Genomic DNA, 12,563 nt, shown 5'->3' with positions numbered 1-12,563 from the left:
CGCTTTCACTCCAACGTTTGCGGTGTTTGCTCATTTGAACTACAAGTTAAGAGATTCCCTTAGCTTTGTGTCCAAACTTTTATCGGGCTGGAAAGATAATGTACCAATGAATCTTTAGAATAAAAGAACAATTCATCGTGTAAAGCTCCACCTGTTAGAACAGGCGGGGCAGGGGGCTCTTCTGGGTCAACCTTTATTGTATCTTTAAGAATTTCTTCTCGTTTTACCGCTATCCAATGTCCCTTGATTTTAGCGGTATAATGTGTCTCAAAAGGCTGACATGCAGCAAATAAAACACACATAAATACGTAAGCCTTCCTCATTTTATCAAATTTTATGTGACTAGCTTTCAATAAACAAACCTACCCTCTCCTAGAATTGCATCACAGAATTAAAGTCTCCTTTGGTATTCAATACAAGTTTAGTAACTTTTCTCTTACTTACCGCGTCTTAAAAACAGCCATCTTTGTGGGAGCTTTGGGAATTGTCGGAGTCTTGGATTGTCTAACGAGTTGTATGAAAGAACAAATTTTAAAACAGTATTTCGGGTACGATACTTTTCGGCCGCTGCAAGCAGAAATTATTGATTGGGTTTCGGCAGGAAACGATTGTATGGTGCTGATGCCTACGGGCGGTGGGAAATCTGTGTGCTATCAAGTGCCCGCCCTCATGACCGAGGGACTTACGATTGTGGTATCGCCGCTGATTGCCCTCATGAAAGACCAAGTGCAGGCGTTGCGGGGCAACGGCGTAGGCGCGGCCTACCTCAATAGTACCCTCAGCAGCAGCGAACAATACGCCATCGAACGGCAATGTTACGCGGGCGAAATCAAGCTGCTGTACATTGCGCCCGAAAAACTGCTTACGCCTAGTTGCATGGACTTCGTTCGAAGACTAAAAGTCAACCTGTTGGCCGTGGACGAGTCGCATTGCGTCTCGGTATGGGGCCACGATTTTCGTCCTGAATATACCCAACTCCACGTCCTAAAAACGGCGTTTCCCGACCTGCCAATGATTGCCCTCACTGCCACCGCCGACCGCGTCACGCGTCGCGATGTGTTGAAACAATTGGGCATTCCCGACGCGCGCGTTTTTGAGGCGTCGTTTGACCGCCCCAACCTCTCGCTGAATGTTTTGCCAGGGCGCAACCGCATCAAAGTCATCGAACAGTTTATCCACGACCACCCCAATCAGTCGGGGATTATTTACTGCCTCGCCCGAAAAACCACCGAAGATATTGCCCTCAAACTACGCGCCAAAGGCATCAATGCCCGCTTTTACCACGCCAAAATGCCCGCCGAAGAGCGCTCTGCCGTACAGGATGCGTTCCTGCGCGACGACGTGCAGGTCATGGTAGCGACGGTAGCGTTTGGGATGGGGATTGATAAATCGAACGTGCGCTGGATTATCCATTACAACATGCCCAGCAACGTCGAAAGTTTTTACCAAGAAATTGGGCGAGCAGGCCGCGACGGCCTCAAATCGACGACGATGTTGTTTTATAGCTTTGCCGATTGGATTATGCGCCGCGACATGATTGAAAATTCGGAGTTGCCGCAGCACATGAAAGACATTCAGTTTGCCAAGCTCGACCGCATGAAACAATACGCGGAAGCCGACCACTGCCGCCGCCGTATTCTGTTGAGTTATTTCAACGAAACCGTCGAGCGCGATTGTGGCAACTGCGACGTGTGCCGCAACCCACGTTCCAAATTCGACGCCACGGTATCGGCCCAAAAAGCGCTATCGGCCATTGCCCGTACCGACCAAAAAATAGCGATGGGGATGCTCGTTGATGTTTTGCGGGGCTCGCACAACCGCAGCGTTACGGAGCGAGGCTACGACAAAATCAAAACCTTTGGCGTAGGCCGCGACCTCCGCGCCGAAGAGTGGGCCGAGTACTTGACCCAAATGCTCAACTCGGGCGTTATGGACGTGGCCTACGACGAAGCCCACTCGCTGAAGCTCAACGAGATTTCGTGGCGCGTTTTGCGCGGTGAGCGTAAGGTGGAATTGGTGCGTTTTGAGTCGTACGAAGAAAAACGCAAACGCCAAGAAGAGCAAGCAGAGCCCGTCAAGACTAAGAAAGAAGTCATCCGTGATGAACTCTTTGAACGCCTACGCAAAGTACGTAAACGCTTGGCCGAAGAAGAAAACGTGCCGCCTTTTGTGGTATTTTCCGATGCCACACTCTCCGACATGGCCGAAAAACGCCCCGTCAACCGCATTCAGATGCTTCAAGTTTCGGGGGTAGGCGAGGCCAAAGTAGCGCACTATGGCGAGGCTTTTATCAACGAGATTTTAGAATATGCCCGCGAAAAAACCGCACCAGGCACCCGCATCGTCAGCGGAATGACCTACATCGAAACCCACGATTTGTACAAGCAAGGACTCTCGCCTCAGCAAATCGCGCAGCGGAGGAATTTGAACGAGTTGACGATTTATTCGCACCTAGCTAAACTTTACGAAGACGGCCAAGAAATTGACCTTTGGCAATACCTCACCAAAAATGAGTACCGCGCCATTACCCAGGCCGCCGAAACGTTGGGCATCGCCTCCAATGCCGCCCTCAAACCGCTTTTTGAGCATTTAGAAGGCCATTATGAGTATTATAAGTTGCGAATTGCGTTGGCTTTGTGGGGGAAAAGAAATTAGGTAATTATGTATATTTGTAAAAACCGATTGCAAAATGACTTACCAAGAACGTATTGTTTCAAATCATGAACTAATGCTGGGAAAACCCACCATCAAGGGAACTCGTATTACTGTCGAACTAATTTTGCGTAAATTATCTCAAGGTGCTACCCTTGATGATTTATTAGCCATGTATCCTAGTCTGACTAGCGAGGATATTCATGCTGTTTACCAATATGCAGCTGACGTTATTGCCAATGAAGAACCTATTGTTTCGGCAGCATGATTTTAGCAGATGAAAATATTGATCATCAACTTATTGAAGCGATTAGAGCAATAGGTATCGACGTCTATTCTGTTTATGAAATGAATAGGGGAATTCGGGACGAAGAAATTATTGAATTTTCCCGAACTCCCCCTAGAATTATATTGACTGAAGATAAAGACTTTGGTGAATGGGTCTTCTCTCACCATGTCGAAGGGGTCAGCGTTTTATTGTTGCGTTATCATTTTAAGGAAACCGAACAAATCAAAGCTATTTTGACTAATCTTCTTCAACAGCGCCTTCCAGAATTACAGGGCTGCTTTACTACCCTTACAACCCAGAAAATGAGAAAAAGAAGGATTTAACAGCCTCCTTTCTAGTTCACCAAACTCAACATAAACGCATACTCCAATGCAATGTCTTTTAGACGCTTGAAACGTCCCGAAGCACCGCCGTGGCCTGCGTCCATGTCGCAATGAAATAGAAGGAGGTTGTAATCCGTTTTCAATTCGCGCAGTTTGGCCACCCATTTGGCAGGTTCCCAGTACTGCACTTGCGAGTCGTGTAAGCCCGTTGTGACGAGCATATTAGGGTAGGCTTGCGCCGTTACGTTGTCGTAGGGACTGTACGATTTCATGTAGTCGTAATACACCTGTTCGTTCGGGTTTCCCCATTCTTCGTACTCACCCGTCGTGAGCGGAATGCTTTCGTCGAGCATGGTCGTGACCACATCCACAAACGCCACTTGAGCCACCATGCCACGGTACAGCGTAGGCGCCATGTTGGCCACCGCGCCCATCAACAATCCACCCGCACTTCCCCCCATGGCAAAAAGTCCTGCCGACGACGTCCATTTTTCTTGAATCAGAAATTGAGCGCAATCAATAAAATCGGTGAAGGTATTTTTCTTGTGCAGCATTTTGCCATTTTCGTACCAATTCCGCCCCATTTCTTGCCCTCCTCGGATGTGACAAATGGCAAACGCAAACCCGCGATTCAACAAACTCAGCCGTGCCGCACTAAACGACGGGTCGATGGAATAACCGTACGAACCGTAGGCGTATTGGAGCAAAGGCGCGTTTCCGTCTTTCACAAATCCTTTTTTATAAACAACCGAAATCGGCACCAAAGCGCCATCGCGGGCAGGAGCAAATAGGCGTTCGGTTTGGTAGTCGTCTTTGTTAAACTCTCCCAACACCTCTTGTTGTTTGAGCAATACCCGTTCGCGGGTTTCCATGTTGTAATCAAACGTGCTGCTCGGAGTCGTGAGCGAAGTATAGCCGTAGCGCAAAGTAGTGGTGTCAAAATCGGGGTTTGTCCCCACGTAAGCCGTGTAAGCCGCTTCGCCAAAATTAAGGTAATGCTCCATTTGGTTTTGTTGGTTCATCACGCGTATGTGCAGCAATCCCTCCGAACGCTCCTGCACCACCAAATGATTCCGAAACACTTCCAACCCCTCAAAATATACCTCTTCACGGTGCGGAATCACCACTTGCCACTGCGTTGTATCGGCATGAGCCGCTTCGGCTACTTGCATCAAGCAGAAATTAAACGCTCCGTTTAGATTGGTTCGGATGTAAAAACGGTCTTCAAAATGATCCACCGAATACTCATGCCCCCATTGGCGCGGCAAAAATGACCTAAATTCAGCCGTGGGCGTATCGGCACGTAGGAGCAAATACTCGGTCATCACGCCATTTTGATCGGACGAAATCGCGATGTATTTTTTAGATTTCATGCGGTGAAGCCCCAAATAGAATTGGTCATCTTCTTCTTCAAAAACCAGTACATCTTCGGTCGGGGATGTACCCAATACGTGCCGCCACACTTGGTAACCAAGCAAAGTTTCGGGGTCTTTATGAATGTAAAAAACGGTCTGGTTATCCGCCGCCCACGCGTAGTTTCCACCTTCGGTATCGGGAATTGCCTCGGGGTATAACTCTCCCGTTTTGAGGTTTTTAAAACGCAATGTATATAATCGCCGACTTACGGTATCTTCCCCAAAAGCGGCGATTTCTTCGTTGTCAGAGATTTCGGGGAAGGTTGCATTGTAATAAGATTGCCCTTCGGCCAATTCGTTGAGGTTGAGCATGATTTCCTCGTCAGCGTCCAGCGTCTGGTACTTTCGGGCGTAAATCGGGTACTCGCCACCTTGTTCGTAGCGGTAATAGTACCAATAGTTCCCGTCTTTGTACGGCACCGATTCGTCCTGCTCTTTGATTCTCGATTTCATCTCCACAAACAATGCCTCCCGCAGCTCTTTGAAAGGCGCCATTACCGCCTCCGTATAAGCATTTTCGGCCGTGAGGTAGTCGATTACTTCTTGGTTTTCGCGGTCGCGTAGCCAGTAATAGTTATCAACACGAACATCGTTATGAATTTCTAATGAATGGGGCTTTTTGTTGGCTTTAGGTGGCTGTATCGTCATAGAAAGAACAGATTTATCGGCTTTTGATTTAAACCGTAAAGTAAGGCAGTTTTTGAGAAATAATTTATTTTTGCTAAAAAACTACGATGATTACTGATATTCACTCACTCGATCCCAACGGTACTTATACCTACGCCGATTACTTGAAATGGCGATTTGAGGAGCAAGTAGAGCTTATTAAAGGGAAAATTTATCGAATATCACCCGCGCCCAAAATGGCGCACCAATGGGTTTCAGGCCAATTATCCTATCTTTTGCGCAAGCATTTTGACGCGAAGCCCTGTACTATTTTTGACGCCCCATTTGATGTACGCTTACCCATTGGCAACGAGCGTTTTCCTGAGAAAATTTACACCGTAGTTCAGCCTGATATATGTGTCATTTGTGATGATACCAAACTGGACGAAGACGGTTGTTTAGGCGCTCCTGATTTGATTGTAGAAATTACCTCGGCCTCAACCTACAAAAAAGATTTCAACGAGAAATTCAATTGGTACGAAAAAGCGGGCGTTCGAGAGTACTGGATTGCGATTCCTAGCGATAAGGCAATTCATGTCTATTATCTCGAAAATGGGCAGTACCAACTAGGTGGTATTTACGACCAATTATCCGCACAATCCGTTATTTTTGAGGGATTTGAGGCAGCGTTGGAAAAGGTATTCAGATGAGAAACTGTATTTTGGATATGCGTTATTTTTAAATATTTTTGTAAGAAAAGTAACGATAAAACAATGCTTACGATAGAAATTGAAGATGCTCAATTAGAGCAGCGTATTGCAAAAAAAGCAAAAGCCATTGGCAAGTCAGTTCAAGAGTTCATTAAAGAATTGGTCGCCGAAAATGTGACTGAATCCGATGAACTTGGCTTCGAGATTCCTCGCTTGGATGTTCGACAACACGCTAGAATTTATAAACCTGAATTAACTGAAGAAGAAGAAATAGAACTGGCTAAAAACCCTGATGTCAGACCTTTCTCTCATGTAACAGACACGGTAGAATTTGCCCGTCAATTACGACAAAACACCTGGAAACGTAAATGATACTGATAGACTCCAATATTCTTATTGATTACTTCCGAGGGAATAAGATAGCAAAAAGTTTTATTGATGATCATGGTAAACCAAACCTTGCCATCAATACAGTAATCGCAATGGAATTATATCAAGGAGCACTCAATAAGGCTGAATTTGGGAAAATAAAAAAGGAACTCTCCTTATTTTTGATGATAGATATCAATGAGGATATTGCCCAAACGGCACTAAAATTACACGAACGATACGCACTTTCGCACAAAATCAGCATTCCAGATTATATTATCGCCGCTACCGCCCTCGTATATGACCTTGAACTTCTCACCTACAATCTCAAAGATTTTCTTTTACCCCTACCTTAAAGGTAAATAGCGATTTAAAGTAAATCTGCACCCGCACAATCCGTTATTTTTGAAGGCTTTGTCGCGGAAAAGTGTTTACACCACAATTTACTCCTCCCCCTCCTGAAACCAACCCGCATACATGACGTAATTGTTGGCGGTGCGCATAAATACTTCTCCTAATTCGGGGGTAACGTCTTTGAGGTATTTGGCGGGGTTTCCTGCCCAAATCGTCCCTGGAGGAATAATCTTCCCTTGTGTCACGACCGCTCCTGCGGCAATGATGGAGCCTGTTCCGATGTGTACATTGTCCATCACAATCGCACCCATTCCAATCAACACCTTGTCTTCAATCGTGCAGCCGTGAACGATGGCATTGTGAGCGATAGAAACGTGATTGCCAATAATCGTTTTAGACTTCTGGTAAGTACAGTGAATCACTGCTCCGTCTTGGATATTGACATAGTCGCCCATCTGAATGGTGTTGACGTCCCCGCGTACGACGGCATTAAACCAAACCGTACAATGTTCGCCCATGATGACTTCCCCGACCACCGTAGCGTTGTCGGCAAACCAACACGTTGAACCATATTTTGGAGAAAGTCCGCGAACAGATTTGATAAGTGCCATAGTGATTGTCGAATTTTTACAAATATAGTAGTCATGCGCGTTTAATTCCGTTTCCTATCAATTTTTAGGGACTTTGTAAACCAACTGTTGGTGGTTAAGGGCTAACTTTTTTCCTTTGACAAAAATTCTGCTGAATGTTCGCCAAGTTATCTCCCCAAACCCGCATTATAGCCACGGTAATCGCCGTATTGCTTTTTTTGTCTTTTCTCATGCGATGGTATGTGTTTGGCATCCAATGGCACATCAACCTTATTTTGATGCTGATTTCGGGGAGTATGATGACTGTTTCGTGGGGATTTTTTAGTCAATTTCACCGTTATTTAGACAAAGTTTTTCCCTATGAACGTGGCATCTTTTTACGCATTATTCCTCAAGTATTAATCACCTTTGGAGTGGTTTATATGCTCTCTTGGTTTGTCATGTGGCGGGTAATAAGTTTGTTTAATTTTGAAGACATTATCAACAAACAATACACAACTTTGGCCCAAGTGGCGGGTTATTTTGCTCAATTTGTAGTGGTCGTTTTACTGAATGTACTTCACTTGGCCGAGTATTTGTTTCGTAAATGGCGCGAAAATGCACTGCGAGCGGCCGAACTCGAAAAGGAAAAAGCCCAAGTGCAATTCGACAACCTCAAAAATCAGTTGAATCCTCATTTTCTGTTCAATAGCCTCACGTCCCTCGATAGCCTCATCCAAGATAGCCCCGAACTTGCCCGACAGTTTTTACAGCAATTGTCCAAGGTTTTCCGATACGTTTTGCAGCACAAAGACAAAGGATTGGTATCGCTCCAAACGGAATTAGATTTTATCAAAAATTACGTTTTTTTGCTCAAAACACGCTTTGAAAGCACATTATTCATTGATTTTCAAATTCAATCAGATAGTTATGACAAAAAAATTGTTCCCGTTACCCTGCAAATCTTGATTGAAAATGCGCTCAAACATAACATCATCAGCCAAGAACGCCCCCTGACGATTCGCATCAGTACGGATGGTGCTTACTTGAAAGTAGAAAACAACCTCCAACTCAAAAAGAAAGTCGAAACCTCCAACAAACTTGGCTTACAAAACCTCCGAACGCTCTATGGGTTTCTTACCGATAGCTCATTTGAGACCATTGAGCTTAATGGGAAATTTGTCGCTTATGTTCCGTTGATTGATTAAATCCTCCAACTACCGCCCTATGACCATTCTAATCATTGAAGATGAGCCTTTGGTGGCCAAAAATATCGAAAAACTCGTGAGGGAACTCCACCCCAATGCCCTGCTGCATGGGCCTTTGGCAAGTGTCGAAAACGCGTTAAAGTGGTTTGACGAGCATCCTGAACCTGATTTAATTTTGGCAGATATTCAATTGGCAGACGGCGTTAGTTTTGACATTTTTCAGGAACGGCCTCTCAATTGCCCCATCATTTTTACAACCGCCTACGACGAATACGCCATTCGGGCATTTAAGCTTAACAGCATTGACTATTTATTAAAACCTATTGACAAACAAGAGCTTACAACCTCTTTCGACAAATTTCAGCGTTGGCAAAAAACTACCTCCAGCGACTTTTTCCCCTCACAACTTCAGGACTTACTGAATGACTTAAAACCTCATTCTCAAAAGAAATACAAACACCGCTTTACCGCGCACCACCAACGTTCGGTAGTGGCGGTGGCGGATGTCCGCATTGCCTATTTTGTCCGTGATGAAGTCATTTGGCTAGTGACCACCGACCACCAACGCCTCATTACGGATTACCAGTCACTCGACGAAATTGAAGACCTCCTTGACCCTGTTCAGTTTGTGCGCGCCAATCGTCAGTACATCGTCCGAAAAGACGCTATCGAGAGTTATCGTACGCACTATTCGGGTAAAATCGAGCTTCTCTTAGCCATTCCTGCCAAAGATGAAATAGTTATCAGTAAAGACCGTGCCGCGAGTTTTCGGGTGTGGTTTGAGGAATAACCACTTTTGAAAACCTTACAGGTCTAAGTTCTCAAAACCTTGCAGGTCTATTGTGAAACCTCATTAGGTTTAGTTATTTTTGTGGTATGGAAAAAAATGCAAAAATCTACGTAGCAGGCCACCGAGGAATGGTAGGCTCGGCTTTGGTACGCCGTTTGGAATCAGAAGGCTATCAAAACATCATCGTGCGCACATCACGCGAGTTAGACTTACGCAACCAGCAAGCCGTGGCTGACTTTTTTGCCGCCGAAAAACCTGCCTATGTGTTTTTGGCCGCAGCCAAAGTAGGAGGTATCATGGCCAATAATATTTACCGCGCTGATTTTTTGTACGAAAACTTACAAATTCAAAACAACGTTATCCACAGTGCTCACGTGGAAGGTGTGGAAAAGTTGATGTTTTTGGGCTCGTCTTGCATTTATCCTAAATTGGCCCCCCAACCGCTCCAAGAAGATTCGCTCCTTACGGGGCCGCTCGAATACACCAACGAACCGTATGCCATCGCCAAAATTGCGGGCATTAAAATGTGTGAATCGTACCGCAAGCAGTACGGACGCAATTACATTTCGGTGATGCCGACCAATTTGTATGGCCCCAACGATAATTATGACCTCAACAATTCGCACGTACTCCCTGCGATGATTCGCAAATTTCACGAGGCAAAAGTCGAGAACAAACCTTTCGTAGAGCTTTGGGGAACAGGGTCGCCTTTGCGTGAATTTCTTCACGCCGACGACTTGGCCGATGCTTGCGTTTACTTAATGAAAAATTACGACGGCGAGCAGTTTGTCAACATCGGAGTAGGCGAAGATATTACTATTAAAAATCTAGCCGAGCTCATTAAAGCGACCGTTGGCTACGAGGGAGAATTGCGCTGGAACACTGATAAACCAGACGGAACGCCTCGCAAATTAATGGATGTTTCGAAACTGCACAGCATGGGTTGGAAACACCGCTACGGCCTCGAAGAAGGTGTCCGAATCACCTACCAAGATTTCCTCCAAAAACTAGAAGAATACGCTGTTTAACAGCTTTTTAAGGCCCGCAAGTTGCGGGTCTTATTTTTTATGACCGTTTGCTAAATTTCAGTAGCCTATTTGAGAGAGAAAAGTGTATTTTTGGTACGTTATTTTTTTACCCAACTTTATTAAACCTCTAACTCCTTTTCTCGTAGTATGAAAAAACTCTTCAAAATCCTCGGCATCGTCGTGGGTGTTGCCGTTGTTGGTCTGCTTTGTGTAATGGCTTACGTAAAATTTGCCCTTCCAAATGTGGATGCTGCCACTGACATGAAAATCGAACTCACACCCGCACGCGTCAAACGTGGCGAGTACTTGGCCAATCACGTAACTGTATGTATGGACTGCCACAGCACGCGTGACTTCAGCTTGTTTTCGGGGCCTGTAATAGCTGGTACGCTTGGCAAAGGAGGCGAACGTTTTGACCAAACGATGGGCTTCCCTGGTGCTTTTACGTCCAAAAACATCACGCCTGCTGGTATCGGCAACTGGACCGACGGCGAAATTTACCGCGCCATCACCACGGGAGTTAGCCGCGATGGCCACGCGTTCTTCCCTGTCATGCCCTACCCTTATTATAGCAGCATGGACGACGAAGATGCCAAAAGTATTGTGGCGTATTTGCGCACGCTTCCTGCCATCGACAACAAACCTGCTGACTCTAAAGCCGATTTCCCGTTTAATTTTATTTTGAATACCATTCCCAAAAACGCCCAACCCACCAAGCGCCCCGCCGAAACCGACCTCGTGGCCACTGGAAAATACTTGGTACACATCGCAGGTTGTGCCGAATGCCATACTCCCGCAGAAAACGGTCAAATTATTGCCGAAAAGATGTTTTCTGGAGGTCGTGAATTCCCTTTGCCTACAGGAACTGTCGTGACTCCCAACATCACGCCTGACAAAGAAACTGGCATTGGTAGCTGGACCAAAGAGTCGTTTGTAGCCCGTTTTAGGGCCTATGCCGACAGTTCTTACAAACCGCACAAAATAGCTGCTGGGGAGTTTCAAACCATGATGCCTTGGACGATGTACGGGGGGATGGAACCCAAAGATTTGGAGGCTATTTATGCCTACTTTATGACGTTGCAACCAATCAAAAACGCCATCCCTGCCAAATTTAAAGCCAATACAATCTCAATGCGCTAGCCCTACTTTGAACAGTGTTGTGAGTGGGGTTTCTCAAAACCCCACTCCTAGATTTCTTAAAACCTAGTTTGAATGCCGAAGTTTTTTGTATATTGGCTCAAAAACACCGCCATGACCAAAAAATCCAGCTATTCCTTCGCCCTAGCAGTCCTCCTCAGTTCGTTCGTAGGTTGTACTCCCAAAGAAGAAAAAAACGACGCAACCACCACCACTGAAGTCGAAACTTTTACCTACGACTTTGCCACACCTACCCAGCGCTACGACCTTCCGAAAGTTTTACGGGAAATTTCTGGATTGTCCTTTTACAAAGACAACCAACTCCTGTGCGTCCAAGACGAGAAAGGCGAAGTATTTGTCTATGACTTGGAGAAACAAGACATTGTTGAAAAGCACCTTTTTGACAAACCTGGTGACTACGAAGGGGTAGAAGTAGCCGAAGGAGAAATCTACGTCTTACGCAGTGATGGAAAACTGCTCAATTTTACCATGGGTAGCAAAGAAACCCGCGACATTGAAACCAATCTACCTAAAAAACTGGACGTTGAGGGTCTGACTTACGACCCTGTTACTAAAAGGTTATGGTTGGCCGTGAAAGAAAACCTCAAAAAGGACAAAAAAGGAGAAGGAAAGGTCATTTATTCGTTTGACTTAAAACGCCGCGCCGTTTATCAGCAGCAAGAAATAACCGAAAAAAATCTCGAAGGTTTTGGGTTAAAAGGCAAAGAAGTACGTGATTTTAAACCCTCAGGGATTGCGTTTCACCCTAAAACGGGCGAAGTATATTTGCTAAGTTCGGCGGGGCATCGGCTCATTGTCATGACACGTGAAGGGGGCTTACTTCAAAACATCCCGCTCGACCCCGCGCTGTACCGTCAACCCGAAGGTATTTGTTTTTCACCCGACGGGACGCTTTACATTTCGAGTGAAGGCGATGGGAAAGATGGGTATTTGCTCAAATTTGAACCGAAGAAGTCATAAAAAAAACCTCCCGAAAGTTCTAAACTTTCGGGAGGTTAGACCTGTGAGGTTTTAGAAACCTACCCGATATACATAATTTATAAACTCGTTTTTTGACATATTGACTTAGTGATAATAAACCCTCGAAAGAGT

13 protein-coding genes are annotated in these 12,563 nt (G+C 45.5%); 11 read left to right on the top strand and 2 right to left on the bottom strand.

Annotated elements, in window-relative coordinates:
* Positions 1-516: 516 nt before the first annotated feature.
* The 3 genes from recQ to FHS57_RS31510 are packed head-to-tail and all read left to right on the top strand — an operon-like array spanning position 517 to position 3,264.
* Positions 517-2,655: a DNA helicase RecQ gene (gene recQ, locus FHS57_RS31520; RefSeq protein ID WP_183980783.1), complete on the top strand. Its 2,139-nt coding sequence runs from the start codon at positions 517-519 to the stop codon at positions 2,653-2,655.
* A 34-nt stretch (positions 2,656-2,689) separates the two neighbouring features.
* Complete coding sequence (locus FHS57_RS31515) at positions 2,690-2,920, top strand: DUF433 domain-containing protein (RefSeq protein ID WP_183980781.1); 231 nt, start codon at positions 2,690-2,692, stop codon at positions 2,918-2,920.
* Positions 2,917-3,264 (top strand): DUF5615 family PIN-like protein, encoded by a 348-nt coding sequence (locus tag FHS57_RS31510; protein WP_183980779.1) that lies wholly within the window; start codon positions 2,917-2,919, stop codon positions 3,262-3,264. The genes FHS57_RS31515 and FHS57_RS31510 overlap by 4 nt, the downstream gene beginning before the upstream one ends.
* Before the next feature lie 11 nt (positions 3,265-3,275).
* On the opposite strand, the gene FHS57_RS31505 is transcribed toward FHS57_RS31510, so the two are convergent.
* Positions 3,276-5,327 (bottom strand): S9 family peptidase, encoded by a 2,052-nt coding sequence (locus FHS57_RS31505; protein ID WP_183980777.1) that lies wholly within the window; start codon positions 5,325-5,327, stop codon positions 3,276-3,278.
* Positions 5,328-5,413: 86 nt separating this feature from the next.
* Between FHS57_RS31505 and FHS57_RS31500 the strand changes: the two genes are divergently transcribed.
* The 3 genes from FHS57_RS31500 to FHS57_RS31490 all read left to right on the top strand — a co-directional run bounded on the left by FHS57_RS31500 (position 5,414) and on the right by FHS57_RS31490 (position 6,720).
* Positions 5,414-5,995: a Uma2 family endonuclease gene (locus FHS57_RS31500; protein WP_183980775.1), complete on the top strand. Its 582-nt coding sequence runs from the start codon at positions 5,414-5,416 to the stop codon at positions 5,993-5,995.
* A gap of 63 nt (positions 5,996-6,058) precedes the next feature.
* The gene (locus FHS57_RS31495; RefSeq protein ID WP_183980773.1) at positions 6,059-6,367 is read left to right on the top strand and encodes a hypothetical protein; all 309 of its coding nucleotides are present in this window, start codon (positions 6,059-6,061) and stop codon (positions 6,365-6,367) included.
* Positions 6,364-6,720, top strand: a complete 357-nt coding sequence (locus FHS57_RS31490; RefSeq protein ID WP_183980771.1) for a type II toxin-antitoxin system VapC family toxin — start codon at positions 6,364-6,366, stop codon at positions 6,718-6,720. The genes FHS57_RS31495 and FHS57_RS31490 overlap by 4 nt, the downstream gene beginning before the upstream one ends.
* An 87-nt stretch (positions 6,721-6,807) precedes the next feature.
* Here FHS57_RS31490 and FHS57_RS31485 read toward each other — a convergent pair whose 3' ends face one another.
* Positions 6,808-7,329 (bottom strand): gamma carbonic anhydrase family protein, encoded by a 522-nt coding sequence (locus tag FHS57_RS31485; protein ID WP_183980769.1) that lies wholly within the window; start codon positions 7,327-7,329, stop codon positions 6,808-6,810.
* Positions 7,330-7,463: 134 nt separating this feature from the next.
* On the opposite strand from FHS57_RS31485, the gene FHS57_RS31480 reads away from it, so the two are divergent.
* From FHS57_RS31480 to FHS57_RS31460, 5 genes are all read left to right on the top strand, one after another.
* Positions 7,464-8,495 (top strand): sensor histidine kinase, encoded by a 1,032-nt coding sequence (locus FHS57_RS31480; protein ID WP_183980767.1) that lies wholly within the window; start codon positions 7,464-7,466, stop codon positions 8,493-8,495.
* A 19-nt stretch (positions 8,496-8,514) separates the two neighbouring features.
* Complete coding sequence (locus FHS57_RS31475) at positions 8,515-9,285, top strand: LytR/AlgR family response regulator transcription factor (protein ID WP_183980765.1); 771 nt, start codon at positions 8,515-8,517, stop codon at positions 9,283-9,285.
* 86 nt (positions 9,286-9,371) lie between these two features.
* Positions 9,372-10,313, top strand: coding sequence for a GDP-L-fucose synthase (fcl, locus tag FHS57_RS31470; protein ID WP_183980763.1), 942 nt, complete (start codon positions 9,372-9,374; stop codon positions 10,311-10,313).
* 147 nt (positions 10,314-10,460) lie between these two features.
* The gene (locus tag FHS57_RS31465) at positions 10,461-11,453 is read left to right on the top strand and encodes a c-type cytochrome (RefSeq protein WP_183980761.1); all 993 of its coding nucleotides are present in this window, start codon (positions 10,461-10,463) and stop codon (positions 11,451-11,453) included.
* A 72-nt stretch (positions 11,454-11,525) separates the two neighbouring features.
* A complete protein-coding gene (locus FHS57_RS31460; protein ID WP_183980759.1) occupies positions 11,526-12,431 on the top strand; it encodes an SdiA-regulated domain-containing protein in 906 nt (301 codons plus the stop codon).
* The last annotated feature ends 132 nt before the right edge of the window (positions 12,432-12,563 follow it).

Origin of the sequence: Runella defluvii (genome assembly GCF_014195535.1) — a bacterium.
Classification (GTDB): domain Bacteria; phylum Bacteroidota; class Bacteroidia; order Cytophagales; family Spirosomataceae; genus Runella; species Runella defluvii.
The sequence above is the reverse complement of the archived record's forward strand: the minus strand, read 5'-3'. Positions and strand labels throughout refer to the sequence as shown.

What these genes read in the sequence shown, in the direction of transcription:
- FHS57_RS31465 (WP_183980761.1), top strand. Translation starts at nt 10,461, where the DNA reads ATGAAAAAACTCTTCAAAATCCTCGGCATCGTCGTGGGTGTTGCCGTT.
- FHS57_RS31510 (WP_183980779.1), top strand. Translation starts at nt 2,917, where the DNA reads ATGATTTTAGCAGATGAAAATATTGATCATCAACTTATTGAAGCGATT.
- FHS57_RS31505 (WP_183980777.1), bottom strand. Translation starts at nt 5,327, where the DNA reads ATGACGATACAGCCACCTAAAGCCAACAAAAAGCCCCATTCATTAGAA.
- FHS57_RS31500 (WP_183980775.1), top strand. Translation starts at nt 5,414, where the DNA reads ATGATTACTGATATTCACTCACTCGATCCCAACGGTACTTATACCTAC.
- FHS57_RS31490 (WP_183980771.1), top strand. Translation starts at nt 6,364, where the DNA reads ATGATACTGATAGACTCCAATATTCTTATTGATTACTTCCGAGGGAAT.
- FHS57_RS31485 (WP_183980769.1), bottom strand. Translation starts at nt 7,329, where the DNA reads ATGGCACTTATCAAATCTGTTCGCGGACTTTCTCCAAAATATGGTTCA.
- FHS57_RS31480 (WP_183980767.1), top strand. Translation starts at nt 7,464, where the DNA reads ATGTTCGCCAAGTTATCTCCCCAAACCCGCATTATAGCCACGGTAATC.
- FHS57_RS31475 (WP_183980765.1), top strand. Translation starts at nt 8,515, where the DNA reads ATGACCATTCTAATCATTGAAGATGAGCCTTTGGTGGCCAAAAATATC.
- recQ (WP_183980783.1), top strand. Translation starts at nt 517, where the DNA reads ATGAAAGAACAAATTTTAAAACAGTATTTCGGGTACGATACTTTTCGG.
- FHS57_RS31495 (WP_183980773.1), top strand. Translation starts at nt 6,059, where the DNA reads ATGCTTACGATAGAAATTGAAGATGCTCAATTAGAGCAGCGTATTGCA.
- fcl (WP_183980763.1), top strand. Translation starts at nt 9,372, where the DNA reads ATGGAAAAAAATGCAAAAATCTACGTAGCAGGCCACCGAGGAATGGTA.
- FHS57_RS31460 (WP_183980759.1), top strand. Translation starts at nt 11,526, where the DNA reads ATGCCGAAGTTTTTTGTATATTGGCTCAAAAACACCGCCATGACCAAA.
- FHS57_RS31515 (WP_183980781.1), top strand. Translation starts at nt 2,690, where the DNA reads ATGACTTACCAAGAACGTATTGTTTCAAATCATGAACTAATGCTGGGA.